The organism is Elusimicrobiota bacterium (genome assembly GCA_016788905.1).
In the GTDB taxonomy this organism is placed as follows: Bacteria; Elusimicrobiota; Elusimicrobia; order FEN-1173; family FEN-1173; genus JADKHR01.
In genome coordinates this window covers 18,493-43,681 of record JAEURZ010000002.1, presented here as the reverse complement: position 1 = coordinate 43,681, position 25,189 = coordinate 18,493, and the positions used below count along the sequence as shown (strand labels likewise).

General features: G+C 55.4%; 29 protein-coding genes. 27 read left to right on the top strand and 2 right to left on the bottom strand.

Translation table 11 applies throughout. The annotated features are described in order from the left end of the window. Positions 1-37: 37 nt before the first annotated feature. From radA to JNK54_00925, 7 genes are all read left to right on the top strand, one after another. Entirely contained in the window at positions 38-1,441 is a 1,404-nt protein-coding gene (radA, locus tag JNK54_00955) for a DNA repair protein RadA (protein ID MBL8022838.1), read from the top strand. A gap of 34 nt (positions 1,442-1,475) precedes the next feature. Further along, entirely contained in the window at positions 1,476-2,516 is a 1,041-nt protein-coding gene (locus JNK54_00950) for a PIN domain nuclease (GenBank protein MBL8022837.1), read from the top strand. A 2-nt stretch (positions 2,517-2,518) separates the two neighbouring features. Next, positions 2,519-3,265, top strand: a complete 747-nt coding sequence (gene ispD / locus JNK54_00945) for a 2-C-methyl-D-erythritol 4-phosphate cytidylyltransferase (protein ID MBL8022836.1) — start codon at positions 2,519-2,521, stop codon at positions 3,263-3,265. Next, positions 3,262-3,750, top strand: coding sequence for a 2-C-methyl-D-erythritol 2,4-cyclodiphosphate synthase (locus JNK54_00940; GenBank protein MBL8022835.1), 489 nt, complete (start codon positions 3,262-3,264; stop codon positions 3,748-3,750). The genes ispD and JNK54_00940 overlap by 4 nt, the downstream gene beginning before the upstream one ends. Next, positions 3,747-5,189 carry a cysteine--tRNA ligase gene (locus tag JNK54_00935; protein MBL8022834.1) on the top strand — a complete coding sequence of 481 codons (1,443 nt, stop codon included), beginning with the start codon at positions 3,747-3,749 and terminating at the stop codon, positions 5,187-5,189. The genes JNK54_00940 and JNK54_00935 overlap by 4 nt, the downstream gene beginning before the upstream one ends. Further along, positions 5,186-5,923: a 23S rRNA (guanosine(2251)-2'-O)-methyltransferase RlmB gene (gene rlmB, locus JNK54_00930; protein ID MBL8022833.1), complete on the top strand. Its 738-nt coding sequence runs from the start codon at positions 5,186-5,188 to the stop codon at positions 5,921-5,923. Before JNK54_00935 ends, rlmB begins: the two co-directional genes overlap by 4 nt. A gap of 134 nt (positions 5,924-6,057) precedes the next feature. Then, on the top strand, positions 6,058-8,202 hold the full coding sequence (locus JNK54_00925; protein MBL8022832.1) for a hypothetical protein: 2,145 nt from the start codon (positions 6,058-6,060) through the stop codon (positions 8,200-8,202). A 122-nt stretch (positions 8,203-8,324) separates the two neighbouring features. Here JNK54_00925 and JNK54_00920 read toward each other — a convergent pair whose 3' ends face one another. Together JNK54_00920 and typA are read right to left on the bottom strand one after the other, a co-directional pair. Further along, entirely contained in the window at positions 8,325-9,518 is a 1,194-nt protein-coding gene (locus JNK54_00920; GenBank protein MBL8022831.1) for a trans-2-enoyl-CoA reductase family protein, read from the bottom strand. 21 nt (positions 9,519-9,539) lie between these two features. Continuing rightward, positions 9,540-11,414, bottom strand: a complete 1,875-nt coding sequence (typA, locus tag JNK54_00915; GenBank protein MBL8022830.1) for a translational GTPase TypA — start codon at positions 11,412-11,414, stop codon at positions 9,540-9,542. Positions 11,415-11,566: 152 nt separating this feature from the next. On the opposite strand from typA, the gene JNK54_00910 reads away from it, so the two are divergent. The 20 genes from JNK54_00910 (at position 11,567) to JNK54_00815 (ending at position 25,155) form a co-directional block, all read left to right on the top strand. Further along, entirely contained in the window at positions 11,567-12,451 is an 885-nt protein-coding gene (locus JNK54_00910; protein ID MBL8022829.1) for a hypothetical protein, read from the top strand. Continuing rightward, the gene (locus JNK54_00905) at positions 12,436-12,954 is read left to right on the top strand and encodes a ribonuclease H-like domain-containing protein (GenBank protein ID MBL8022828.1); all 519 of its coding nucleotides are present in this window, start codon (positions 12,436-12,438) and stop codon (positions 12,952-12,954) included. The genes JNK54_00910 and JNK54_00905 overlap by 16 nt, the downstream gene beginning before the upstream one ends. After that, the gene (locus JNK54_00900) at positions 12,945-13,817 is read left to right on the top strand and encodes a bifunctional 5,10-methylenetetrahydrofolate dehydrogenase/5,10-methenyltetrahydrofolate cyclohydrolase (protein ID MBL8022827.1); all 873 of its coding nucleotides are present in this window, start codon (positions 12,945-12,947) and stop codon (positions 13,815-13,817) included. Before JNK54_00905 ends, JNK54_00900 begins: the two co-directional genes overlap by 10 nt. Positions 13,818-13,846: 29 nt before the next feature. Next, positions 13,847-14,071 (top strand): cold-shock protein, encoded by a 225-nt coding sequence (locus tag JNK54_00895; protein ID MBL8022826.1) that lies wholly within the window; start codon positions 13,847-13,849, stop codon positions 14,069-14,071. A gap of 85 nt (positions 14,072-14,156) precedes the next feature. Continuing rightward, the gene (locus JNK54_00890) at positions 14,157-14,816 is read left to right on the top strand and encodes a hypothetical protein (GenBank protein ID MBL8022825.1); all 660 of its coding nucleotides are present in this window, start codon (positions 14,157-14,159) and stop codon (positions 14,814-14,816) included. A 657-nt stretch (positions 14,817-15,473) separates the two neighbouring features. Further along, on the top strand, positions 15,474-15,671 hold the full coding sequence (locus tag JNK54_00885; protein ID MBL8022824.1) for an AtpZ/AtpI family protein: 198 nt from the start codon (positions 15,474-15,476) through the stop codon (positions 15,669-15,671). A gap of 9 nt (positions 15,672-15,680) precedes the next feature. Further along, on the top strand, positions 15,681-16,058 hold the full coding sequence (locus JNK54_00880; GenBank protein ID MBL8022823.1) for a hypothetical protein: 378 nt from the start codon (positions 15,681-15,683) through the stop codon (positions 16,056-16,058). Positions 16,059-16,126: 68 nt separating this feature from the next. After that, positions 16,127-16,804, top strand: a complete 678-nt coding sequence (gene atpB / locus JNK54_00875; protein ID MBL8022822.1) for a F0F1 ATP synthase subunit A — start codon at positions 16,127-16,129, stop codon at positions 16,802-16,804. 84 nt (positions 16,805-16,888) lie between these two features. Beyond that, positions 16,889-17,161 (top strand): ATP synthase F0 subunit C, encoded by a 273-nt coding sequence (gene atpE, locus JNK54_00870; GenBank protein MBL8022821.1) that lies wholly within the window; start codon positions 16,889-16,891, stop codon positions 17,159-17,161. A gap of 18 nt (positions 17,162-17,179) precedes the next feature. Further along, entirely contained in the window at positions 17,180-17,689 is a 510-nt protein-coding gene (atpF, locus tag JNK54_00865; protein MBL8022820.1) for a F0F1 ATP synthase subunit B, read from the top strand. Between the two features lie 19 nt (positions 17,690-17,708). Beyond that, positions 17,709-18,263 (top strand): ATP synthase F1 subunit delta, encoded by a 555-nt coding sequence (gene atpH / locus JNK54_00860; protein ID MBL8022819.1) that lies wholly within the window; start codon positions 17,709-17,711, stop codon positions 18,261-18,263. A gap of 53 nt (positions 18,264-18,316) precedes the next feature. Beyond that, complete coding sequence (locus JNK54_00855) at positions 18,317-19,831, top strand: F0F1 ATP synthase subunit alpha (GenBank protein ID MBL8022818.1); 1,515 nt, start codon at positions 18,317-18,319, stop codon at positions 19,829-19,831. Between the two features lie 6 nt (positions 19,832-19,837). Beyond that, a complete protein-coding gene (gene atpG, locus JNK54_00850; protein MBL8022817.1) occupies positions 19,838-20,734 on the top strand; it encodes an ATP synthase F1 subunit gamma in 897 nt (298 codons plus the stop codon). After that, positions 20,731-20,967, top strand: coding sequence for a hypothetical protein (locus JNK54_00845; GenBank protein ID MBL8022816.1), 237 nt, complete (start codon positions 20,731-20,733; stop codon positions 20,965-20,967). The genes atpG and JNK54_00845 overlap by 4 nt, the downstream gene beginning before the upstream one ends. Continuing rightward, a complete protein-coding gene (locus JNK54_00840; GenBank protein MBL8022815.1) occupies positions 20,936-21,319 on the top strand; it encodes a hypothetical protein in 384 nt (127 codons plus the stop codon). The genes JNK54_00845 and JNK54_00840 overlap by 32 nt, the downstream gene beginning before the upstream one ends. An 18-nt stretch (positions 21,320-21,337) precedes the next feature. Further along, a complete protein-coding gene (locus tag JNK54_00835; GenBank protein MBL8022814.1) occupies positions 21,338-22,006 on the top strand; it encodes a hypothetical protein in 669 nt (222 codons plus the stop codon). 13 nt (positions 22,007-22,019) lie between these two features. Beyond that, complete coding sequence (gene atpD / locus JNK54_00830; GenBank protein ID MBL8022813.1) at positions 22,020-23,447, top strand: F0F1 ATP synthase subunit beta; 1,428 nt, start codon at positions 22,020-22,022, stop codon at positions 23,445-23,447. 11 nt (positions 23,448-23,458) lie between these two features. Continuing rightward, positions 23,459-24,226: a hypothetical protein gene (locus JNK54_00825; GenBank protein MBL8022812.1), complete on the top strand. Its 768-nt coding sequence runs from the start codon at positions 23,459-23,461 to the stop codon at positions 24,224-24,226. A 4-nt stretch (positions 24,227-24,230) separates the two neighbouring features. Further along, entirely contained in the window at positions 24,231-24,686 is a 456-nt protein-coding gene (gene atpC, locus JNK54_00820) for an ATP synthase F1 subunit epsilon (GenBank protein MBL8022811.1), read from the top strand. Positions 24,687-24,783: 97 nt separating this feature from the next. Then, positions 24,784-25,155 (top strand): response regulator, encoded by a 372-nt coding sequence (locus JNK54_00815; protein MBL8022810.1) that lies wholly within the window; start codon positions 24,784-24,786, stop codon positions 25,153-25,155. Positions 25,156-25,189 lie beyond the last annotated feature (34 nt).

Here is a 25,189-nt window from a genome sequence, read left to right as displayed (position 1 = left end):
TGAAATTTATGGGGCTGAGTCTTCATCGGGACATTGCGTGAAAGCGCGGGGCCATTCTTTATTTGTTTGCAAGGAGTGTGGGGCCGATACACCTAAATGGGCCGGCCAATGCCCCTCCTGTTCTCAGTGGAACACCTTAGTTGAAAAAAAAGACGCATCCCGTTCTTCCTTACGGGGTCGGGAGGCCCGGGAGCCGCGCCGGTTAACTGATTTTTCTTCGGGGGTGACGCCCTTAACGTCCCTCCGGGCCGCCGACGTTCCACGTCGTCCGACAGGCTTGGGGGAATTTGACCGAATTTTAGGTGGCGGGCTCGTTCCGGGATCCCTGATTTTGTTGGGGGGGCCCCCCGGCATTGGGAAATCGACTTTGATGCTCCAAGTGGCGGACCGGTTGGCGGGACCCCAGTTCCCCGTCCTCTATGTGTCAGGGGAAGAATCCCCGGAGCAAGTGCGTGGGCGCTCGGTTCGGATCGGGGTGGAAAACCCGTCCCTCCTGTTTGCTTCGGAGACCGATTTAGGGAAAATTCTGGAGGCGGTGCGGGAAACGAAACCACGAGCCCTTGTTGTGGATTCAGTCCAAACGGTTCATAAGTCGGATTTGGGTGGCGCTCCGGGGTCGGTGGCTCAGATCCGAGAATGCGCCGCGGAATTGTTGCATTTGGCCAAAGGAGAGGGGTTAGGGGTCTTCCTTTTGGGGCACGTGACGAAAGATGGCGATTTAGCGGGGCCACGGGTCTTAGAACACATGGTAGACTCTGTTCTCTATTTTGAAACAGAGCGGGCCGACGTTCACCGGATTTTACGGGCCATTAAGAACCGTTTTGGACCCACAAACGAAATCGGTGTATTTGAAATGACCGCTCGCGGATTAATGGAGGTTACGAACCCTTCCGCTCTTTTTTTAGGGGAGAGAGAAGGTTTAGCACCTCCAGGGACGGCTGTCCTCGCGGCTCTGGAGGGGACGCGTCCGCTGATGGTGGAAATTCAGGCGTTGGTGGTTCGGACATTGTTTGGCATGCCCCGTCGGCAGGTGTCGGGGGTGGATTACAACCGGGCTTCACTCCTGATCGCGGTGTTGGACCGTCGGTGTGGGTTTCACCTCGATTCCCAGGATGTCTATGTGAAATCAACGGGGGGGATGGATGTTCGGGAGCCCGCGTCTGATTTGGCGGTTTGCGCGGCGGTGGCGAGCGCGGTTTTGGATCAGTCCCTTCCAGGAAAAACGATTTGGTTGGGAGAAGTGGGATTGGGGGGTGAGTTGCGATCGGTATCCCAGGTGGCCGAACGATTGTCAGAGGCCGCGAAGTTGGGGTTCACGAAAGCCATTGTTCCCACGAACGCCTTGCGCGGTCGTTCCGCCCCCATGGGCATGGACGTTCGGGAGGTGTCAAGTTTGAGCGAAGCGCTGCGGGCCGGTGGTTTGGCGCCCCCCGGCGCCTGATTTTTTATACATCACATTCATTCGGAGGGAAGACGTGATCATTCATATCATGAGAATACTGGTGGGGTTGGCTGGGCCGTTGATTGGTTACACGCAAATCTCGCGGGACGCGCAGGGTATCTTGATGGGACTCTTGGCGTCCGGTTTCATCATTGGCGTGGAACTGTTGGTGGAACGGATTCCGCTGGACGCGATTATCTCGGCGGTGATTGGGGCGGTGATCGGTTTGGTGGCCGCTCGTTTAAGTAATTGGGCTATTTTTCTTTTGGACAACGAACCGCTCTACGCCATCGCCCAAAAATACTCCCTCGTCACCCATTTCTTTTTGGCCGCGTTGGGGGTGATGATCGCCATTCAGAAACGATCCGAACTGGAACTCCTGGACCGGGACCTTATCGTTAAAGGCGGGAAAAAGAAATCGCTCACCACGTATCTTGTGGACACTTCGGTCCTGATTGACGGACGCATCGCGGATATTTGCGACACGAAATTTATTGCGGGCACCTTAGTGGTCCCCCGCTTTATCCTGCGAGAACTTCAAGCGGTGGCGGACTCCGGGGACGGTGCTAAACGGGCTCGGGGTCGACGGGGTTTGGACATCTTAGCGCGGCTTCAGGAAAATCCGGACATTCCGGTCCGGTTGTTTGACAAAGACTTTCCCGAGATCAAAGAGGTGGACTCTAAGTTGGTCGCCTTGGGTAAAGATTTGGGGGCCCGTGTGTTAACGACCGACTTCAACTTGAACAAAGTCGCGGCCCTTCAGGGCATCACGGTCCTTAATGTGAATGACCTGGCCAATGCCCTCAGGCCCGTCGTGTTGCCGGGGGAACCCATGACTCTTTTTGTTCTTAAAGAAGGCAAAGAGCGAGAACAAGGCGTGGCCTATCTGGACGACGGGACCATGGTGGTCGTTGAAGACGGGCGGCGGGCCATCGGTCAAAAAGTCAAAGTGACGGTGGCTTCTATTCTGCAGACATCCGCCGGTCGGCTGATCTTTGCGAAACTTCAAAAGGGGCCCATGGAGGTCTCTCCCTCCTCAGGTCCCGCGGAACAGGCGGCTCATCCGGACCTGTAAGTTTGAAAGCGGGGTCGTCGGCTGTCATTTTGGTCGCCGCGGGGGCTGGGCGGCGTTATGGACGGGAGAAGCAATTCCTCCCGCTTGGGGGACGGCCGCTCATTCATTGGCCGTTGCTGGTTTTTGATAATACACCTGAAGTGACGGAAGTGATTTTGGTGGTGGCGAAAGATCGGTTGGCCTGGGCGCGGCGGTTCGTGCATCGAGGACGGTTCAAAAAAGTCCGGGCCGTCGTTCCCGGAGGACGTGAACGGGCTGATTCTGTTCGCGCGGGATTGGCCGGTGTTTCTCCGTTGGTTGATGTCGTTTTGGTTCACGACGCGGCACGGGCCTTGGTTTCTCGGGACATCATTGACCGGGTGGCCGCGGCGGTTCGTCGATCGGGAGCGGCATTGGCGGCCCGTCCTGTGACCGATACCGTGAAAGTGGGTGTGGTGAAACAAAGCCGGGTCCATGTGGCCCGGACTTTGCCCCGGACGGGTCTCTGGTTGGCCCAGACCCCCCAGGGGTTTCGGGCGGACCTCGCTCGGCGTATTGCCCCGCGGCTCTCTTCCTCCTTAACGGACGATGTTCAAGCGGTCGAACGATTGGGTCTTCCCGTTGAAATCGTTTTTGGCGCCGCCCGCAATTTCAAAGTCACAGTCCCCGAAGATTTTGAGCTCTGTCGTTCGTTTTTTGCGCAAAAGAAAAAGATTCGTCGTGACGGTGGAAAGCGTTCCACTGTCCCCTTGGAGAAGAAAGCGATATGACAACCCTTGGTCTGGGTTACGACAGTCACCGTTTCGTCAAAGGACGCCCGCTGGTGTTGGGAGGCGTCCGGGTCCCCTTTGAAAAAGGGCTGGCCGGCCATTCCGATGCTGACGTGGTGTTGCACGCGGTGATTGACGCTTTGCTGGGGGCCGCTGGGATGGGAGACATTGGGACTTTTTATCCCGATTCCGACGCGCGGTGGAAGGGCGCAGACAGTTTAAGACTCCTGGAAGATGTCCACCGACGACTCCGCCGCCGATTTTCTGTTTCCAACGTGGATGTCACTCTTTTGGCCGAAGCCCCACGGATCGGTCCTTACAAAAACAGAATGCGCGCAAAAATGGCCCGTACGCTTCGGATTTCTGTTGACTGTGTGAATGTCAAAGCCAAAACAAACGAAGGTATGGGGTTTGTGGGCCGACGGGAAGGATTGGCGGCTCTCGCGGTGTGCGGCCTTCTTCCCAAATCAAAACAAAAAAAATGACCGCCCAGGAAATTCATTTTCACAACACGCTCACGGGGAAAGAGGACCTCTTTGTCCCCCTCGAACCCGAACGGGTGAAAATGTATGTTTGCGGTGTGACCCCTTACGACGAATGCCATTTGGGTCACGCCCGATGCTACGTAACTTTTGATTTTATCCGTCGAGCCCTTAAACGGTTGGGATACTCGGTCACGTGCGTGCAAAATTTCACCGACATCGATGACAAGATCATCCGGCGCGCTCTGGAGAAAGGGGAGGCGCCTTCGGTTTTGGCCGAGCGTTACATCGCCGACTATTTCGACAAAATGGACCGATTAAATGTCCTTCGTGCGGATGCTTATCCCAAAGTAACAGAGCATATCCCCGAGGTTATTGCTTTTATTGAGCGGTTGATGAGCAAAGCGTTGGCGTATGCCGTGGGGGGAGACGTGTTTTATTCTGTTCGGAAATTTCCTAACTACGGAAAACTTTCCAAACGGGATCCCGATGATCTTCGGGTGGGGGCCCGGGTTGAGGTGGACGGGCGCAAACAGGACCCTCTTGATTTCGCCCTTTGGAAAGCGGCGAAACCCGGGGAACCGTCCTGGCCGTCTCCCTGGGGACCGGGGCGTCCGGGGTGGCACATCGAATGTTCCGTCATGAGTTTGGCGGGGCTTGGGGGAGACACCTTTGATCTTCACGGGGGGGGGCAAGACCTCGTTTTCCCACACCACGAAAATGAGATTGCCCAGTCGGAGGGAGCCACGGGGAAACCCTTTGCACGGTATTGGATCCACAACGGATTCGTAACAGTTCACCAAGAGAAAATGTCTAAATCCCTGGGAAACTTTTTTACGTTAGGGGATATCTTTAAAGCCCACGATCCCCGCACCGTGCGTTTCCTTCTCTTAAGTCATCATTACAAAGGGCCCCTGGAATTTACTGATGATCAGCTGGCCCAGGCCCAAACGCAATTAAATGAAATAGAAGAAGGTCTTCAACGGATGGACGCTGTCCTTAAGAACCCCCTGGCCGTTCGCTCGAAAGAGGAAAAGGCCTTGCGCGTTCTTTTGGATGGATTTGATGCGGAAGTCGACAAGGCGTTGGCTCAAAACTTCAATTCTCCACGAGTGGTGGCGCTGATCTTTGACCTTTTGGGAGAGTTGAAGGTGCGTGTCGCTCGAGGGAAACCGGTCTGGGGGGACGGTCTGGTCCGTGGCGTGAATTTGGCGCGGAAAACACTCCGCGAGGTTCTGGGTATTTTGGAACCGGTTGATTCTCAACCTCCCGTTCTTTCCCCAGAGAACGAAGACGATATTGTGTTTTTGGTTGAGCAACGACAACAGGCTCGGCAGGCGAAAAATTGGCCGGAGTCTGACCGGTTGCGGGAGGCTCTTGCCGCGCGCGGGGTTATTGTTGAAGACACGCCTCAGGGGCCCCGCTGGTGGAGAAAATCATGATTGAAGAAGACTTGGTTTATGGAAAGCATCCTGTGACCGCGGCTCTGCGGGAAGGGCGTGTGAACAAACTTTGGCTTTTGCGGGGGCCGGGAGGGGACGCGGTCAATGAGTTGGTTCAATTGGCGAAGGAACAACGCGTTGTTTTTCAATGGGTGGACCGTCAACGGATAGCGGGGATCGCTCCTGGGGTGGTTCATCAGGGAGCTGTCGCCCGAGTGACCGCGCACGCGTACCAAACCCTGGACGATCTTTGGGCCCTCGGTCAACCGTCCCCCTTGTTGGTTTTGGACGGAATTACCGATCCCCACAATTTAGGAGCAATTTTGCGCAACGCGGCTTTTTTTGGAACAGGGGGCGTGATCCTTCCTCGCTGGCGCGCGGCGGGGATCACCGGTGTGGTGGCCAAGGCCGCGGCGGGAACCTTAGGAATGGTTCCAGTGGTTCAAGTGGCGAACACGGCCCAAACCTTGATTGAGCTCAAAGAAAAAGGGTATTGGGTTTACGGAGCGGACTCCGAAGGGGAACCTTGTGATCGTGGCGATCTGACGCTTCCGGTGGCGCTCGTCATCGGAGCTGAAGGCGAGGGACTCCATCGTTTGGTGCGAGAACGCTGTGATCACCTCATCGCTGTTCCCGGGGCAGGACGCGCTCCTTCCCTTAACGCGTCCTGTGCGACGGCGGCACTCCTCTATGAACTTTTTCGAAGGGATCGGGGGGTCCGGTCGCGCCCTTGATCACCCCTCTTTTCCAAATGGGGCGGCAAACCTCGAAGCGAAGGGGGATTCTTCTGCCCCTTGACCAAGAACGAAATTGACCTTAAACTAATGGGCGGTTTAAAAATCAATCCGTTCTCAATCGAGGTCTCTCTTTGCCGTTATTGATTCCGATTCTCAAGGTCCAGGAACTGACACCCGAGGAGCTTGATCCTCTTAAAGACGCCCTTCTGGCGCATCTTCGCTCCCAAAACACAGCGACGCGCGATCAGGTTGAAAAGAATTTTCATGTGACCCGAGGGGAACGGGTTCCTGCCTATGCTTTTACGCTTCAACTTCTTCTGGAAACGCGTGAGGCGGTTCCTCGTCCCTTTGTGAAACCGTTTAACGAGGAAGAGGCGCGTCGTATTCCTCCCGCCAGCGGGTCTCCAGCGGGCCCCGGAGTGGGCCTTCCGGACCTTTGGTCGTTTCCTTCCGAAGAGCGGATGGATTTTACTCTTCACGCGGATTCATATTTTCTTCCTGGGACCTTGTCTGTGGAGGATTGCCGGGATTGTTTTCAACAGGGAGAAACCGGCTGTAAGCCCTGTCTGGGGAAGGGGGTTGAGTCCTGTCCGACCTGTATGGGGGTGGGTCGACAACCGTGCGTCTATTGCAAAGGATCCGAAAAGGTTCCTTGTCTTCGGTGTGCCGGGGAAGGACGTCTCTCTTCCGGTGAAGTCGGGGGACGTTCCGCGGGGTGTGACGCTTGCGCGGGAAAAGGGAAGTTTCCCTGTACCCATTGCTCGGGAGGGAAATTAACGTGTCCTGCGTGTGGGGGAGGGGGAAAAAAGCCCTGCGTCAAATGTTTGGGACAAGGCAAAACGGTTTGCGCCTCATGCGGTGGGCAAAAAAAAGTAATTTCCGGTCAAGCGTTTCAGTCCGCGTTTAAGCCGGTGCAGGCGCGAAGCGCCTCCTTGGTGGAAAGGGGGCCTCGGGACGTGTTGGACCTGGCGCTCCAAAAGGCGGTGGATGTGGGGTCGTTATCTCTTGATATGAAAGAGAGTTTAGAGAAACAAGTGAAAGAAGCGGATGTCCCCACGCCTCTCCGAAACGCACTCAACGAGTTGGTGGAGAGGGAGAAGTCTTACCTTTCCCCGAACACGCGGGTGGTCAAACGCCGATTGGAAATGGTTGAAGGTTCCGTGGTTCGAATCAGTGGCTACTGTTCTGGGCAGGAGTTTGCCTATTGGATGTTACCGGGGACCACCCAACTCATTGCTGAAAAGGACCCACTGACGTCGTTTGGTGTTTCAGCGGCGACTTTAGCGGAAGAAGCCCGGGCACAGGGCGACTGGAAAAAAGCACTTTCCCAGGCCCGAGAAGCGCTTTCCTATAGCCCTGATCACGCCGTGGCACGCGACATTTTTCGGGCTTGGAATGGAAAAGTGATTCAAGACGTCGTCCTGGCTGGGGGATCGGGAGCGTTGATCGCCACCGTGGTTCAAGCCCTATGGTTTTGGCAAATTGAGAAAGGGTTGCATAAGACGGGCCCCTTTTTGTGGGCTTGTGGTTTACAACTTACCCTGGGTTTCCTTGGAGCCGGTGTTTTGGCGGCGATCCTTGTCAGGACCCGGAACTATTTTTCTCGAGGGACCGTCCTGGCTCTGGGATGTGCGGGGGTCTTTCTCTTGAGTACCGCTGCGGGGCAGTGGTCCACCCGGTGGCGCTCTGTTCGGGCCGCGGACCAAGCGGTTCTGGATCAGGAATTAAACACACACTTTCCTTACGGATATCCAGAAGTCTTTTTTGAACCTGATCTTGTTTTTCTTCAAAATCTTAACGACACATACAAAGGCACGCGGGTGGATCTCAACCCTCTCCAAGAGGCGTTGGCCCTTCAGCGCGCCCTTCAGGCGCGGTTGGTCGCCCAGCAAGCGGAGTTTAATGAAAAAGTGAAAGCGATTCTTTTGACGGGAGGATCGGGGGTTAAAAAGAAATACCAACTCACGAAACTTCGCAACCGCTATAGCCTGATGGGGGTGGATGTGACTCGAGCGGACGAAGCCCTCCAGGAGGATTTTACGGAGAAGGAAAATACGGTCCCCAAAAAAAGCAATCCCACGTCTCGCATTCAAATTCGGAGGGGGACTTCCTCTAAAGTAACACAAAAAACTTCGTCGCGAACGAAACCGCGAAAATCGTCTCAAGAAACGAAGGTTCGGTCCGGCGAATCGTTAAAGAATTTTCCTCCCACAGAACCGAAACAGCCCAGAGGGAAGACGTCGTCCTCCTCGTCAAAAAAAGCCTGGTGGGAGTGACGCCCGAAGGAGAAGGTGAGGCCGGCCCTGGGGGCACTTCCCATTGTTTCGGGGCACGTTCCGCGCACGGCCGTTGGCGCTTCAAAGAGGGGATGAGCGCGTTTTAGTGGGCAAATCCTTTTCTAAGGTTCTAAGGAAGGAATGGGAACAATAGGATTTACGTCAATCAACTCATCGATTCCCTCCCTTCCAAAGCCAAAAAGTTTAAAGAAATCCTCTTTGTACCCCGCCAGATCCGTCCAGCGTTCCACGTTTCGGGCGTTGACCAGATCCCAGGCGCGGGCCACTGAATTTTGAACGTCGGCCCGCATTTCCCAATCGTCGATTCGAATCCGGTTGGCTTCGTCCCGAGGGGGGGGGGTGTCGGCATACAAGTGATCGTTAAAAAGACGGGCCATTTGCTCCATGCAACCTTCGTGTAGGCCCCGGGATTTCATCGTTTTATAAAGGATCGAAATATAGAGAGGCATCACCGGGATCGCCGAGCTGGCTTGGGTCACCAACGCTTTGTTAACGGAAACGACCGCGCGTCCTCCGGTTCGGCCCAGACGTTGATTTAAATGAAGGGCCATGGTTTCAAGGTGATCTTTCGCACGGCCAATGGTCCCGCGTCGATAAATAGGTTCGGTGAGTTCCGGGCCCGCGTAGGAATAGGCCACCGTGGTCGCGTTCGGGGCCAGCAATCCTTCTCCCTCCAACGCTTCCATCCATAGGTTCCAGTCTTCTCCACCCATAACAGCAACCGTTTGACTGATTTCCGCTTGGGTGGCGGGGGCGATCGCCACGTCTGAAATTACCCCCGTTTGGAAATGGATTGTTTTTGAAGAATAGGGTCTAAGAATAGGTTTAAGGACAGACGAGAAGATTTCCCCGGTCTCGGGATGAACACGTCGGGGGGACGCCAGGCTATACACCACCAGGTCCACGGGCCCGAACGATTGTTTCAGAAGGGAGAGGGTCTTCTTTTTAATGTCGTTGGAAAAGGCGTCTCCGTTCACGCTGGCCGCTTGCAATCCGGCCGCGTGGGCTTCCCGTTCGAACGCTGCCGTGTGGTACCATCCGGGGGAAGCGGTTCGTTTTTCATCGGCGGGTTTTTCATAAAAAACGCCCAATGTTTTAGCTCCGTAACCAAAGGCCGCCATCACGCGGCTGGAAAGTCCGTAACCTGCCGACGCTCCAATAATAAGGACGTTCCGGGGCCCTTGCTTTTTTCCGGTCGATCGAGCGAGGGCGATTTGGTCCGCCACGTTTTTAGCACAACCGTCCGGATGGGCGGTCAGGCAAATAAATCCTTTGGATTGGGGTCGAATGATCATGGCTACATCCTCCAGCGAGATTTATTCATCCGATAAATCTTCTTCTCGTTTCTCGAATTTTCGGCGCAGGCTGTGGTCCAACTCTTTTTTGCGAAGCCGAATAAGTTTGGGGGTAATTTCAGCCAACTCATCATCTTCAATGTAAGCGATGGCCTGTTCCAAAGTAAAGATCCGGGGGGGTGTGAGTTGAACAATATCATCGGAGCCGGCGGCACGCATGTTGGTGAGCGCTTTCTTTTTGCAGGGGTTGACCACCATATCGTTTTCACGCGAATTTTGACCGACGATCATCCCGGCGTAGATGTCCATTTGGGGGGCAACGAAAAGAACGGAGCGTTCCTGGAGACTTTGCAGGGCATAGGACGTGGCCAGACCCGATTCTTTGGCGACAAGCACTCCCGCCGCCCGGCGCGTCGCGCCACTGGAACGGGGAACATAACCGTGGAAACTGTGGTGCATAAGTCCGGTTCCCTTTGTTTGCGCCAGAAGCTCTGCCTTAAACCCGATCAACGCTCTGGCCGTGATCACCCCTTCCAAGCGAACGCGGTGATGGCCATCCACGTGCATGTTTTTCATGGCCAGACCCCGTTTCCCGAGGTTTTCGATCACCACGCCCTGGTACGTTTGTTCCACATCCACCAACAAATACTCGGCCGGTTCGAGAACCTTTCCATTCTCTGTTTTTAAAATCACCTGGGGACGAGAAACGGCGAGTTCAAAACCTTCCCGTCTCATGGTTTCGATCAAAACCGATAAATGCAACTCTCCTCGGCCCGAAACCTTGAAGGTATTGAGAGCCATTTCTTCTACGTTCAGCCCCACGTTGGTTTTAAGCTCCTGTTCCAACCGTTCGCGCAGATGACGCGATGTCATGAACTTTCCCTCGCGACCGGAAAAAGGGCTGTCGTTGACCATGAATTCGATGGAAAGGGTGGGCTCATCAATTTCAAGCGGTGGCAAGGCTTGGGGGTTCTCGGCCGCGGCCACTGTGTCTCCCACGCGGGCCTCCTCCATTCCGGCGACCGCCACGATGTCTCCCGCTTGGGCGGAAAAGATTTCCCGTCGTTCCAGTCCGAAGAAACCATAGAGTTTCATGACACGGGCCGAAAGGGTGCGACCGTCCTGTTTCATGAGCGTTACGGCTTGGTTCTTTTCAATCCGGCCCGCGTGGATCATGCCGATGGCGATTCGCCCCACATAGCTGTTGTAATCCACCATCGTGGTGAGCATTTGGAGGGGGCTGTCCGGATCGGCCGCGGGGCCGGGAACATGGCGGACGATCGCGGCGAAAAGAGGCTGAAGGTCTTTGGAGGGCGTATGTAAGTCATCGCTGGCCCAGCCGTCTTTTCCGGAGGCGTAGAGGATGGGAAAATCCAGTTGTTCATCGGAGGCTTCCAAATCCACAAAGAGGTCGAAAGTGTTGTTGAGGGCTTTCGGGGGATCCGCGAAGGGTCTGTCCACTTTGTTGATGACCACAATGGGTTTCAGTCCCAGTTCGAGCGATTTTCTGAGCACGAAACGGGTTTGGGGCATGGGACCATCGAGCGCGTCGATTAAAAGGATAACACCGTCCACCATGGTCAAGATGCGTTCCACTTCGCTGCCGAAATCCGCGTGGCCCGGGGTGTCTACAATGTTGATGCGCGTCTCCCCCACTTGGACCGAAGTGCATTTCGCTAAAATGGTGATGCCCCGTTCCCGTTCCTGGGGGTTGGAGTCCATCAAACATTCCTGGGCCTGGTCTGCTTTGACCTTGAATTCCCCGGTTTGGCGAAACATGGCGTCAACCAAGGTCGTCTTCCCGTGGTCAACGTGAGCGATAATGGCGATATTACGAACATCGTTCCGACGTCGAAGCGACGTGTTCTTGAGTGGTGATGGGGTGGAGAGGTCCATGGGATCCTTAACAGCAAGTAAATTTCCCGTCCCGAGCCACTCATCGGCCCGATCGATTTTCTCGGCAATCGTGAAATAGAGAGGAGGGGAGGTCGAGTAAACGGGAACATTATACCACAAATCGTTTCCGAACATGCTTAAATAGAGGTTCAATGCCAAACGTATTTCATTTGATGAACCCATCGTTCCGCCAAGCGCCCTGGGTGACCGCTTTGACGACCTTTGGCCGGGACCTGGCTCAGTGGGCCTTGATTTCCCGTCAACATCCCCACCACACGGAAACCCTTCTGGATTGGGCTTTGAAAGTCAAGATCACTCGCTTGGTGGTTTGGGGAGGGGACGGAACGCTTCACCGGGTCGTTCAAGGGCTCTGGCGGCGGGGCGCGTTGGATCAAATGGAATTGGCGTTAGTTCCAGCGGGAACCTGCAACGATTTAGCGCGCTATTACGGTTTGTCCAAAGAAAGTTGGGGCCGATGGGAAGCGCCCTCACCCCAGGGCCGCCTCGCTTCACTCACCTTGGCCCGTGTCGCCTGGAAATCAGTCCCCGGTTCTCCGACCTTCGATGGGGAGGATGTATTCATCAACAACGCCGGGTTTGGCCGTCCGCGATCGTCGTATGAGAAAAAGGATCCTCCGTGGCGGGTTTTGCTTGCCATGGGCCCGATCGGGGTTACCGCCCAATGGACCGCTGGCCGCTTGGAAGGACGCTATTATTTTTCCTTGGCGGCGTCAGGCCCCTATTTTTCGGGGGGTCTCTATTTTGAGTCGGGGGTGTCTCCCGAAGACGGAAAGCTCCGGTTCTACTTGGTGCCGGCTCGCAACAAAGCGCGATTGGCGTTGCGGCTTCTTCGGGGACGGTGGGGCCGGTCCCTCTTTGACAGTAAAATAACGAAGATCACAACGGATCGCTTGAGATTCATCACCGACGTGCCGGTCTGGCCCCAGGTGGACGGTGAGCCCCCCTCGACGGCGTCGGCCCGCGAAATGGAATTTTCCGTTCTTCCCGAAAAAGTCAAACTGTGGGTGACCCATTGATTCGGGCTTACATTGATATTGAAACCGATGAGGGGCGGCGCTTGACCGTGGTGGGTGTCTTTCGTCCGGACCGTGGATGTCGTCAGTGGGTGAGGCCGAACTTTTCTCGAATGGAATTATTAAATTTTCTCAGTGGGGTGGAGTGTTTGATGAGTTACAATGGGGCTCGCTTCGATTTGCCGGTTCTTAAGGATCAGCTTCGTGTGGACTTGGACTCCATGTTTTCCCACCGTGACCTGATGTTGGATTGTTGGGCCCACGATCTCAAGGGCGGATTGAAAAAAGTGGAGAGGCAGCTGGGCATTCATCGGGACAGTGAAGGAATCGATGGGTTAGCGGCCATCCGGCTCTGGCACGCCTCACGCCGAGGGGAACCTGACGCTTTGGAAACACTGCTCCGCTACAATCGGGAAGACGTTGAAAATCTGGAAGCGTTGGCCTTGAAATTGGGTGTGGTCATGGCGGACGTTGCGGTTCTTTCAGGAGGAAAACAATGTCCATGAAACTGTTGGATGGAAAAGCGGCTGCGGCCCAGGTGTTGGCGGGGGTTGGGGAGCGTGTGAAGGTTTTGGTGGGACGAGGGCTGACCCCGGGGTTGGCCACGGTGTTGGTCGGGGAAGACCCCGCGTCACAGGTTTACGTTGGACAGAAGATTAAAAAGTGCGAAGCGGCGGGAATGGTTTCCATTCACGTTCCGTTGCCCGCCACGATTTCGCAGCAGGGACTGCTGAACGAAATCCATCGGTTGAATCGGGACCCCCGGGTCCATGGGATCATCGTTCAGCTTCCTCTCCCGAAAGGTTTGAATCCGGAAGCTGTCCTTTTGGCATTGGATCCCGCCAAAGACGCGGACGGTCTTCACCCCGCCAACCAGGGGCGATGGATGCAACTCAAATCCTGGAAAGACGTTTTAGCTTCGGGGGTTCCCTTGCCGTGTACTCCGGCGGGGGTGATGGAATTGTTGCGCCAAAACGATGTCCCCATCGCTTGGCGGCGGGCCGTGGTGGTGGGGCGTTCCAGTTTGGTGGGGAAACCCCTGGCCATGATGCTCTTGGCCGCGGACGCCACGGTGACCCTCGCCCATTCCCGCACCGACAAGTTGGAGGAGGTTTGTCGTCAGGCGGATATCCTTGTGGCGGCCATCGGGTCCCCGAAGTTTGTGAAAAAAGAGTGGATCAAACCCGGGGCTGTTGTTGTGGATGTCGGAATGAACCGAACAGCGGACGGTTTGTTTGGCGACGTGGACTTTGCGGGGGTTCGGGAAGTGGCTGGGGCGCTGACCCCCGTCCCGGGGGGGGTGGGCCCCCTGACGGTGGCTTTTCTTCTTTCAAATACGGTTCAAGCGGCTGAAAATCAGTTATCATAGGCGTGACTCTTGATCAACGGGAGGTGTGTATGAAAGGCAAAGTGAAATGGTACAACCGGGTGAAGGGCTATGGGTTCTTGGTACCGGAAGATGGAAGCCCTGAAGTGTTTGTCCACCATTCCGCCGTTGAGGCGAAAGGGAAAGATAAGGTACTTGTGGATGGGCAGGGTGTGGAGTTCGAAGTGGCTCAAGGGCCGAAGGGACCCGCCGCCGCAAACGTAAAGCCTGAGGCGAAACCCGCCCCCTCCGCCTAAACTTTATGAGCGACGCGGTCCCCCCGTTGCCCTCGGTTTTGGGCGGTGGGGAGGGCTTGTCGTTTCCAAAAGGATTCAGATTTTCATGAGCCGTATTCGATGGGGCGCCTTCGGTGGCATCGAAGGGTTGCCCCTCATTATTGTTTTTTCAAACGTTCTCGTCTTTTTGTTCAACCTTCTTCACCCGGGGCTGATCGGTCTCCTCAATCTTTCTCACGATGCTCTGTGGGAGGGACAATGGTGGCGTCTGGTCACCTTTGTTTTTGTCCCTCCGTTTACCTCTGCCTCTTCCTTGGGATCTCCCACCGTGATGAGTGTCGTTTTGATGTTTGTCTGGTTTTTGTTTCTTCACACCATGGTGACCGCCTTGGAGCACGCGTGGGGATCAGGACGGTTCACGGTTTATTTCCTGGTGGGTGTGGTGGCCACCGCGTTAGTAGGGCTTCTGCCTTTGGCGGGACCTTTAACGAACGGATACCTGCAAGCCAGTTTTTTCTTGGCGTTCGCGACATTGTTTCCTCACGTGGAAGTTCTCCTCTTTTTTATCGTTCCCGTTAAAGTCAAGTGGCTGGGCTATTTTACTTGGGCGATGCTCGGGCTGGGGTTTTTGTTGGGAAGTGGGTTGGTCCGTCTCACAATCCTCGCGGGCTTGGTTAATTATTTTCTGATTCTGGGTCCGGATTTGTGGGATCAGGTGCGTCTTCGGTGGGAGACGTTTCGAAACCGTCGACGGTTTCGAAACTGACAGCGATTTCCTCTTCCAGTGGGGGCAAGGGTTGTGGTGTCTTTTTGTCGGTTTTAAACGTTTGAATTTTTGACAAATACGTGTCTTCGTCCCGGCGCAAACTGCCCCGTCGATCCGTCGCCCGTCGCGTGTTTGGCTGACGCCGGTTTTTTTGGGGGGGGTCTTTTTTTAAACGACGCCGGCGCAGTCGCCGTTCTGTGTTCCGGCGCTCTCCGAGTCGTTTGTCCGTGGGTTTCTTTTTTCTGGTCATGGCGTTTCGCCCTCTTATGTATCAAAACAAACGGCGTGCCGCTAGCCCGGAATCTTCAGTTGGGCGCGAGGACCGGCCAGGCTCAGAGAGCCTGGCACCTGAGGCGGCAGAGCCGCTGATGCGAGACGGAAAAGACGGGCTTTTTTACGAACAAAAAAGTGCAGGTCGTAGGCCGCTCCCACGCGGCACTTCCGCTAGCGCGGTCGCGGGGACTACGGACAAACTTTTTTGTGAAGGAAAAAGGTCCGGATTTTTCGTCGGATCCCGCGATCCACCTGAAGATTTCGGGCTAGAGCAACCCCTTGATTTATTTTGACACTTCTTGTATGTCTTTGGTAGACTTCAGACTTTGGACCCCTGGTGGAGATCTCACCGGATCGTGGTGGGTTAGAATTTCGGGAGGCGCGTTGAAGATTCGCTCCAAAAATTTAAAGACCGCTTTCGGGGGCACCCAGTTGGCTGTGTCGGTGTTGTTGGGGCTTTACGTGGGGTATCGAATGGACGCGCGCTGGGAGACGGGGCCTTGGTTGCTGTTGGCTGGGGGGGCTTTGGGATTGGCGGGTGGGCTGTTCAGCTTTCTTGCACCTTTTTTCAATAACCGTTAGAGGGGGACCATGGCAACCACTCTGCAGGCTCTCCGGTGGTGGGCCACGGGGACCTTGATCGCGGTGGCGTTGGTCGGTGGAGGGATCGTGGCCCTTTTCCCTTTGGGCCGACCGATGGTCTGGGGGGTCGGTGTGGCGGTTCTCTTGGTGGTTCCCAGTTACTGGTCATTATCGCTCACGCTCCGGCTTTCCAACCCCAAGTTTTTTGGGGCGTTCGTGGGGGGTCTGTTGGGTCGGATGGCGGGCCTCGGGGTGGGAGGGGCCGTTGTTTGGTGGCATGAGCCCTCACTGGTGGTGCCCTTTCTTCTGGCCGCGGTGATCGGGATGGTGGGGTTGTCGTTTATTGAATTGTTTTTCATTGGGAGACAAAACAGGTTGACGATTTGAACTTCGTTCACACGCTCGAACACCATCTACTGGATCATGTCCTCCTCCGCGTTTCGGCGGGAGAGACCTTGTCTTTTCTCTTAACCAAACACCTTCTCCTGATGTGGATTTCCGCCGGATTAGCCGTGCTCGTCCTTGTCTCCGCGGGGCAGATGGCGCGGCGGGGGATGCGAAATCGGTTTGTGTATTTTGTCGAAAGCATGACGGTTTTTGTGCGCGATGACATTGTTCTTCCCAATATAGGGGAAGAAGGTCGACAGTATCTCCCTTATTTTTTATCGGTTTTCTTTTTTGTCCTGTTTATGAACCTTTTGGGAATGGTTCCGGGGAGCGCGACTCCCACGGGGAACATCGCTGTGACGGCTTCTCTGGCGCTTTGCACTCTTTTTATGATCAATGTGGCGGGAATGCGGGCACACGGGGTGGTGGGGTACGTGAAGAGCTTGGTCCCCCATGGAATGCCGGTTTGGCTTTTGCCGCTCATGTATCCCATTGAATTGCTCGGACTCTTAACGAAAAGTTTTGCGCTCTGTATTCGGTTGTTTGCGAACATGATCGCGGGGCACATCGTCATCCTGGCCTTTTTGGCGCTCATTTTCCTTTTCGGAAAACTTTGGGTAGCGCCCATGTCCGTTTCTGCGGCGTTGGGGATCAACCTCTTGGAAATTTTCGTGGCGTTTCTGCAGGCCTATATTTTTACGTTGTTGTCCGCGATTTTTGTTGGTTCAGCTGTTCATTCTCACTAACGCGTCGTTGTCCTTCGAGGTGGTTCAAGTGAAGGGTTGTTGACCGAAGGGCGCGGCGCGAAACTCGGAAGGAGGAAACACATCATGGAAGCTCAACAGTTGGTACAAAGCAGTCAGCTCTTTTTAGGGCTGGGATACATTGGGGCGGGGTTTGGCGCGGGACTGTGTTTGTTTGCGGCGGCTTCGGGTATCGCGCGGTTGGCCAGCGCGGCTTTGGAAGGAACCGCCCGTCAACCGGAAGCCGCTGGAACATTGCGGACCTCGATGATCATTCCGGCCGCTCTCATCGAAGGGCTCGCGTTTTTTGCCCTGGTGGTGTGTTTGCTCCTTGCGCTCAAAGTCCCCGTGGGTCACTAGCGTTTAGAGGAAATTCACGTGGATAAGCTTCTTCATCCTGAAATCGGTCTGATGATTTGGACCGTGATCACCTTCGCGGCCCTGGCGTACGTCCTGGCGCGGTTTGCCTGGAAGCCCATCTTGGCCGCCTTGGACAACCGGGAGGACAGTATCCGGCAAAACATTCAATCCGCGGAGACCTCTAAAAAAGCGGCGGAGGAGCTTCGTCAGGAGTATGAGTCTCGATTGGCGGGGGTGGAAGCGAAGGCCCGGGAGCTGATGAGCCAAGCGGAAGCCCAGGCCCGAAGCCTCAAGGACGATCTGGTGCGCACGGCTCACCAGGAGAGTGAAAAGCTGCTGGAAGAGACCCGAAAAAAACTGGCGGACGATGAACGTCGCCTGGCGCGTGACCTTCGGGCGGAGATGGCCCATCTTTCCCTTCGTGCGACGGAAAAAATGCTCCGGCGTGGGTTGGATAAGCCGTTCCAGGACCGGCTGGTGCAAGAGGCTCTGGGCGACTTCGAAAAATGGACCGCCGAAAAAAAATGATTCCGTTGCCGCTTCGGCCATGTTAAAACTTCAGGATCGGCCCGTGGCCGCGCGTTACGCGCGGGCTCTTTTCGCCGTGGCCAAAGTCCAGGGCCTTGTGGAACCCGTGCGCGGGGATCTCGCGCGGTTGGATGAGGTCTTGGTCTCTTCCCCGATGCTGAACGTCGCGCTCCGGGATCCCCGTGTTTCGCCGGAAGCCAAGCGAAGTGTGATCCAAAGTGTTTTTGGGCGCTTTTCTCCTGTCCTTGAGCGGTTTATCGGGATCCTCCTGGAAAAAAAACGCTGGGACGCTTGGCGGGAGATTCTTCCCGTTTACGAACGCCTGGCGAACGAAGAGGGGGGCATCCTGGCGGTCCAGGTGACCACCGCAACGGGTCTGACGAAAGAAGAAACCGCCCAAGTCCAACGGTCGCTGGAAAAAAGTTGGGGTGGACCGGTCTCCCTTCAATCCCGAGTCAGTGAGAGCTTACTCGGGGGGATGGTTCTTCAGGTGGGGGACCGGGTCTGGGACAACAGTTTAAAAGAACAGATGGAACACCTGCGCGAGGTGTGGCTCGCCGGGACGACGCACTAGCAACCGCGGGGCTGTCGGGCCCGCGTAACGAACCAAAAAAGGAACGTCACCCTATGTCGATTCAACCGGAAGAAATCACACGTATTTTAAAAGAACGGCTGGAAGGGGTTTCCCTTTCGACGGAGACGAAGGAAGTGGGGTCTGTCCTGCAAGTGGGCGATGGGATTGCCCGTGTTCACGGGTTGGGGAATGCGGTGGCGGGCGAAATGTTGGCTTTTCCCCACGGGGTGGTGGGAATTGTTTTGAATTTGGAACGGGAAAGCGTCGGGGTGGTCCTTTTGGGGGAGTCCACCCTGATTAAGGAAGGGGACGAAGTTCGTCGGACGGGTCGTATCATGGAAGTGCCCGTGGGAGACGGACTGATCGGGCGCGTTGTGAACGCCCTCGGTCATCCTATTGATGGGAAGGGCCCCATCCCGTCCGCCAAGGCCCGTCCCATCGAGGTGGTGGCCCCTGGCGTTGTGGAACGCCAACCGGTGCGCGAACCCCTGCAGACAGGGATCAAAGCCATTGACGCCATGATTCCCATCGGGCGAGGTCAACGGGAACTCATCATTGGAGACCGGCAGACCGGAAAAACAGCCATTGCCATTGACGCCATCATTAACCAGAAAAACGATCCTCATCGGCCCATTTGCATTTACGTGGCCATCGGGCAAAAGCAATCCACCGTGGCACAAGTGGTGCAAAAACTGACCGATCACGGGGCCATGGAGTATACCGTTGTGGTGGCCGCCACCGCCTCGGAACCCGCTCCCCTTCAGTATGTGGCCCCCTATTCGGGGTGTGCGATGGGAGAAGAATTCATGTGGGCTGGCAGGCCTGTCCTGTTGGTGTACGACGATCTTTCCAAACACGCGGCCGCTTATCGGCAATTGTCTCTTCTCCTCCGCCGACCTCCGGGCCGTGAAGCTTTTCCAGGCGACGTGTTCTATCTTCATTCCCGCCTGTTGGAGCGGGCGTGTAAGTTATCCGACAAAAACGGGGGAGGGTCCATCACGGCGCTTCCGGTGATTGAAACCCAGGCGGGGGACGTTTCGGCTTATATCCCCACCAACGTGATTTCTATTACGGACGGCCAGATTTATTTAGAGGCGAACTTGTTCTATTCGGGGGTACGCCCGGCTGTTAACGTGGGGCTCTCCGTGAGCCGCGTGGGAGGGAGCGCCCAAGTCAAGGCCATGAAACAGGTGGCTGGAAAGCTCCGCTTGGATTTGGCTCAGTACAATGAATTAGCGGCTTTTGCTCAATTCGGTTCGGACTTGGATAAGGCGTCCCAGGCCCAATTGGCCCGAGGCCAGCGATTGGTGGAGATCCTTAAACAAGGGCAGTACGAGCCCCTTTCTGTGGATCGGCAAGTGGCTCTGATCTTCGCCGCCACCAATGGGTTTTTGGATGACCTTCCTTTAGAGGTCCTCCGAAAGTTCGAGGCAGAACTTTTTCAGTTTTTAGATAAAGAGCGTGCCGCTGTGCTGAAGAGCCTCCAAGAGAAAAAAGTGTTAGATGACGTCCTGAAATCCGAACTGATGCAGGCGGTCACCGAATTCAAAGGGCGTTTCCGCGTTTAGTCGACTGTGCCCTCTCTGCGCGAACTCCGTCGTAAAGTGAAAAGCGTCAAGTCGACGCAACAGATCACCAAGGCCATGAAGATGGTGGCGGCGGCCCGACTTCGGCGGGCCCAAGGACGCATCTTGGGAGCGCGGCCTTTTGCTAATAAAATGACAGATTTATTGGCGGACGTTTTGTGGCAAGTGGCCGATTCCAATGGGGATGGGATCCTGAATGCTAACGAATTGCAGCATCCGTTGCTCTACGGAAATCCCCAGGGTCCGAGGGGCCTTCTCCTGATCACGGCGGACCGTGGTTTGTGCGGAGGGTTCAACACCAGCTTAATCAAGAAAAGTCTGGAATTCTTGAGGGAAAATAAGGAAGAATCAGTGGAGTTGATGACCGTGGGTCGGAAAGCCCGGGATTATTTTCGACGGGTGGGCGCAAAAATTCGTCATGAATACGTGGGGATTTTTAACCAGCTCACCTACAGTCAAGCGGAATTGATCGGTCAGGATGCCATGAATTTTTTTATTAAGGAACGGGCGAAAGACGTGACCTTGGTGTATACAGAGTTTAAGTCGGCGATTCAACAAAACGTCGTGGCGACCACTCTCCTCCCCTTGACGCCCCCGGTCCGACCGGTGGAATCCCAGCGGACCGCGCCGTTTATTTACGAACCGGCGCGAGCCCAGCTCCTCGAGGCTCTTTTTCCTCGCTACTTAAAAGCCCAGGTGTTTCGATCTCTCCTGGAATCTTACTCTTCTGAAATGGGCGCCCGGATGACCGCCATGGAAAACGCGTCCAAGAACGCCCAGGAATTAATCGCTGGACTGACTTTAACGGCCAACAAGATTCGTCAGGCCGCGATCACGAAGGAAATCTCCGAGCTGGTGGGTGGCGCGGAAGCCGCGATGCAATGACCGATAACAACCGGTGGATCGCCAAAAATTTCGGGAATTTAGTGGATCGCTACGGGGGGCGGTGCGTGGCGGTTTCTGGTGAGCGTGTTGTGGCGGTGGGGACGCGACTGGAGGTGGTGGAACGGCAAGCGCGCGCTTGGGAGCGAAAAGGAGCTGTTGCGGTTGTGCGAATTCCCGACGCGGCGAAAATCGGCCAGGAATTTGATCCGGTTCGACTATTCCGTTTTTCGTGAAACCAAAGCCCCGGTCATCCCGGTGGAGTTTCGGGGACGGGACCGTTGGCACAATTTGTGGGTATACGTGGATTCTGGGGCCAGTCTCAGTATTTTGCATTCGTATGAAGCGCGACGGTTAGGGATTAGTCTTCGGGGGTGCCGAAAATTTTACATTGTGGTGGCGGGGGATCGACGGATCCCGGTGTACGTGAAGAACCTGAAAATGCGGTTGGGCCGGCGGGTCGTCACGGTGGAAGTGGGGTTTTGCGGTGCCCTGGGCGGCGCCTTCAACTTGTTGGGCCGCAAGGGTGTCTTTGATAAATTTCGTGTCTGTTTTGACGATCGAAAAGAAACAGTTTCTTTTCACTGAGACTTCAAGGAGCGTGCAATGAAATATTTAGGTTTACTCATTCTTTTGGCCGTGGTGCCCGCTCACGCGGTGTGGTATGGGGCGGTGGGAAAAGCGTCCCCGCGGGATGGGCACGCGTTGGAGTTTATCTACGACACGGGTTCTCGCGATTTGAAAGAAGACAACGTCAACAGCGAACAAAAGTTGAGCGCTCATCGTTTTACCGCACAATACGCCCGCGGGTTGGGCCAGGGGTTTGAATTTCTGTTGCGCGGGGTCCCCATGACGTCACGGATCAATTTTGCAGGTTCTTCCTTAAACCCCGACGTCTGGGGTGTGGGGGGCGGGTTGCATTGGGCTCCCCTAGAACCGTTGGGCCCGGTGCGTTTGGGTCTTCTGGCGACGGTGGATTATTACGATGGCCGGAAGTCAAACCAAGATAAATTCAATTGGTTGGAACTGGGGTTAGCGGCGGGGGCCACCTACGCTTTGCCCTTGGATTTCAACGCAACGGGAGGCGTTTCCATGTTGAAAGCAGACGTCAACCGTGAAACGAATGGAACCAAAAAAGATTATTCCCTTTCAAAAGAAGTGGGAGGATTCGTGGGGGCGGGATGGGCGCCAAACGACGCCTGGAACGTGTCCACGGAATATCATTTCGGTAACGAGCGGGTGTGGGGACTTTCGGCCCGCTACAACTTTGAGTGAAGAGGAGCGCGCGATGAACGTCGGAAAAGTGGTGCAAGTCATTGGGCCCGTGGTGGACGCTGAATTCCCGGCCGGGGGCCTGCCGGCGATCTACAACGCGGTCAAAATTAAGGTCGAAGTCGACGGAGCCAAAGGGGAAACCCGAGAACTGACCGCGGAAGTCGCTTTGCATTTGGGTGACAACACGGTGCGACTCATTACGTTGGGACCTACGGATGGGTTACGCCGGGGTGCCGTGGCGGAAGACACTGGGGCGCCGATCTCTGTCCCGGTGGGTAAGGCTTGTCTGGGGCGTCTCATGAACGTGTTGGGTGAACCGAAAGATTATCGAGGGGAGATCTCGGCGAAAGAAACTTTTCCCATCCATCGCCCGACTCCGGCGTTCACAGATCAAGAGACCACCCCGCACATTTTCGAAACGGGGATTAAGGTGATTGACCTTCTGGAACCCTACATGAAAGGGGGCAAAGTTGGTTTGTTTGGTGGTGCGGGTGTGGGAAAAACCGTGGTCATCATGGAACTGATCAATAACGTGGCCAAGCAACACGGAGGCGTTTCCGTGTTCGGAGGCGTGGGGGAACGAACACGAGAAGGAAACGATTTGTGGTTGGAAATGCAACAATCCAAACTTTCCGACGGAAACACAGTCCTTTCCAAGACCGTCCTGGTTTATGGCCAAATGAACGAGCCCCCGGGGTCCCGTCTTCGTGTGGCCTTGACGGCACTCACGCAGGCGGAATATTTTCGTGATCGAGAAGGACAAGATGTTTTACTTTTTATCGATAACATTTTCCGGTTTACCCAGGCGGGGTCTGAAGTCTCTGCTCTTCTGGGCCGGATGCCATCGGCCGTGGGGTATCAGCCCACGTTGTCAACCGAAATGGGTGAACTTCAAGAAAGAATTACGTCCACCAAGAAAGGGTCGGTCACCAGCGTGCAGGCGATCTATGTCCCGGCCGACGACTTGACCGATCCCGCCCCGGCCAACGCTTTTGCCCATTTGGACGCGACCACCGTTCTTTCTCGGCAGATCTCGGAACTGGGAATTTATCCCGCGGTGGATCCTTTGGATTCCACGAGCCGCATCTTAGATCCCAAAATTGTTGGGGAAGAACATTACGCCACCGCCCGTGCGGTTCAGCGGATTCTCCAACGCTACCGCGATCTTCAGGACATCATTGCTATTTTGGGAATTGACGAACTCTCGGAAGACGATAAGATTCTTGTCGCGCGAGCGCGGAAAATTCAGCGGTTTCTTTCCCAACCCTTCCACGTGGCCGAACAGTTTACAGGCATTCCCGGGCGGTATGTGACGCTGAAAGAGACCATCCGGAGTTTCCGTGAAATGGTGGATGGTCAATGGGATCATTTGCCTGAACAGGCGTTCTACATGGTGGGGGGCATCGACGAAGTTGTTGAAAAAGCTAAAACGTTGCAATAAAGGAGATTTTCATGGATAACGAACAACCGTTACTTGATTCTTTTTCGCTGACCCCCGCGCGTTTTTGGCAGGGCGCTGTTGACCTTTTTCGGTCTCCTAAAGAACTCCTTCGGTCCATGACGAAAGAGGGAGGGTACGGAAAACCGATCGTTTACGCTCTTCTCTGGCAATACGTGGCCGCTGGGTTGGCCCTTCTTATCACATTCATTCGACCTCTTCCGACTCCTTGGGGTGTGATGGGAAACGTTCTAACCTTTTTATTGACGCCGCCCTTGTTGATCTTGGTGGGGTTTCTCTTCGCGGCCGTCATTTTTGTTGTTTGGCACTTGATGGGGTCCGTCCATGGATTTCAGACGTCGTTCCGGTTTTGGGCTCTCTTGGCGCCTCTTTCTGTTGTGGGGGTTCTTCTCCGGCAGGTTCCCTATTTGGGCCTTGTGGTGACGGTGTTCTACGTTTACTTACTGGTCACGGCGTCCATCGAAATCCACGCCATTCGGCCCACCAAAGCGTGGACCGTCTGGGGTGTGCTCTTCTTGGTATTCACGCTCCTGCTGATTGTGGCCGGGGTGGTGGGAGCGGTTCGGGGACGGATGCCGTCCCTCCAGAACGGTTCCCCTTCGTCCATGGGAAGGCCAGCGGGAATGCCCCTGCCGCCTCCGACGGGTCCCATGATGAATCCTGAGGAACTTCAAAATAGAGCAAAAGCGGAATTTGAGCGGATGAAGAGAGAATCAAAGCCTCCCGCTCCTGACCTCAAAAAGGGAACCCAAAAACGCTAGTCTTATGAGTAAACGAATTTCTCTTTCCATCGTTACCCCGGAACGCCCCACATGGGAGGGCGACGTGGACGCCTTGGTTGTTCCCGCCCATGAGGGGCAGCTGGGGATTCTTCCCGGGCATGCTCCTTTATTGGCGCAGCTCCACCCCGGAACGGTGGTGATTCGTCAAAAGGGCGAAGAGCCCCGCCTTCTGGCGGTGTCCGGAGGGTTCGTGGAAGTGACAGCGGCGGGGGTTTCCCTTTTTGCTGAAACAGCCGAAATGGCCGAGGAAATCGATGCGGAACGCGCCCGCCAATCGGCGGAAAAAGCAAAAGCCGTTTTGAAACACAGTCATGAAGAAAAACTGGATTCCGGGGCCATTGCGGCCTTGGAAAGAGCCCTCGCGCGACTCCGCGCCGCCGAAGCGGTGGCCCGACGTCGCCCTCCCCGTAGTAGCGCCTCCAACCCGAACAATAAATAAAATTTACAAAATGTTTACAATTTCTTAAGGGAGTCTTTCGCTTCCTCTATGTAAACTTTCCTCAGGGTTCTGTGTTCCTAGTGGAGAGGGGGAAGCCATGAAAAAAGTTTTGGTTATTGAAAAGGATACGGTGACTGCTCGCAGGATGAACGCGCTCTGGGAAGTCGCCGGGTATGAGGGGCGTGTGGCCACTGATTTGAGTCGAGCGGCATTTGAAGCCTGTCAGTGGAAACCGGATTTGATCACGCTCAATATGGATGGACTTGAGATGGAGGGGAGGGAGGTCCTTCTCCAACTGCAATCACGACCCCAAACCAGCCGAATCCCGGTGGTCCTGTTTTCCAATAAACAGAAAACCGCCATCCCGGAAGCCCTTCGTCTCGGGGTCCGCACTGTGGTGGAGAAGTCCATTCGTTTTGATGAACTTCTTGAAAAAACGCCGGGCTTTTCTCCGGTTACAACCCCCTGAAATTTTTCCTCGCCCAGCACCTCCCAAAATTTCC

Bases quoted from the DNA above. Each gene is read 5' to 3' on its own strand.
- JNK54_00940 (MBL8022835.1), top strand. From the start codon at position 3,262: ATGACAACCCTTGGTCTGGGTTACGACAGTCACCGTTTCGTCAAAGGA.
- JNK54_00935 (MBL8022834.1), top strand. From the start codon at position 3,747: ATGACCGCCCAGGAAATTCATTTTCACAACACGCTCACGGGGAAAGAG.
- rlmB (MBL8022833.1), top strand. From the start codon at position 5,186: ATGATTGAAGAAGACTTGGTTTATGGAAAGCATCCTGTGACCGCGGCT.
- JNK54_00920 (MBL8022831.1), bottom strand. From the start codon at position 9,518: ATGATCATTCGACCCCAATCCAAAGGATTTATTTGCCTGACCGCCCAT.
- typA (MBL8022830.1), bottom strand. From the start codon at position 11,414: ATGGACCTCTCCACCCCATCACCACTCAAGAACACGTCGCTTCGACGT.
- JNK54_00910 (MBL8022829.1), top strand. From the start codon at position 11,567: ATGCCAAACGTATTTCATTTGATGAACCCATCGTTCCGCCAAGCGCCC.
- JNK54_00900 (MBL8022827.1), top strand. From the start codon at position 12,945: ATGTCCATGAAACTGTTGGATGGAAAAGCGGCTGCGGCCCAGGTGTTG.
- JNK54_00895 (MBL8022826.1), top strand. From the start codon at position 13,847: ATGAAAGGCAAAGTGAAATGGTACAACCGGGTGAAGGGCTATGGGTTC.
- JNK54_00890 (MBL8022825.1), top strand. From the start codon at position 14,157: ATGAGCCGTATTCGATGGGGCGCCTTCGGTGGCATCGAAGGGTTGCCC.
- JNK54_00880 (MBL8022823.1), top strand. From the start codon at position 15,681: ATGGCAACCACTCTGCAGGCTCTCCGGTGGTGGGCCACGGGGACCTTG.
- atpE (MBL8022821.1), top strand. From the start codon at position 16,889: ATGGAAGCTCAACAGTTGGTACAAAGCAGTCAGCTCTTTTTAGGGCTG.
- atpH (MBL8022819.1), top strand. From the start codon at position 17,709: ATGTTAAAACTTCAGGATCGGCCCGTGGCCGCGCGTTACGCGCGGGCT.
- JNK54_00855 (MBL8022818.1), top strand. From the start codon at position 18,317: ATGTCGATTCAACCGGAAGAAATCACACGTATTTTAAAAGAACGGCTG.
- JNK54_00845 (MBL8022816.1), top strand. From the start codon at position 20,731: ATGACCGATAACAACCGGTGGATCGCCAAAAATTTCGGGAATTTAGTG.
- JNK54_00835 (MBL8022814.1), top strand. From the start codon at position 21,338: ATGAAATATTTAGGTTTACTCATTCTTTTGGCCGTGGTGCCCGCTCAC.
- atpD (MBL8022813.1), top strand. From the start codon at position 22,020: ATGAACGTCGGAAAAGTGGTGCAAGTCATTGGGCCCGTGGTGGACGCT.
- JNK54_00825 (MBL8022812.1), top strand. From the start codon at position 23,459: ATGGATAACGAACAACCGTTACTTGATTCTTTTTCGCTGACCCCCGCG.
- atpC (MBL8022811.1), top strand. From the start codon at position 24,231: ATGAGTAAACGAATTTCTCTTTCCATCGTTACCCCGGAACGCCCCACA.
- JNK54_00815 (MBL8022810.1), top strand. From the start codon at position 24,784: ATGAAAAAAGTTTTGGTTATTGAAAAGGATACGGTGACTGCTCGCAGG.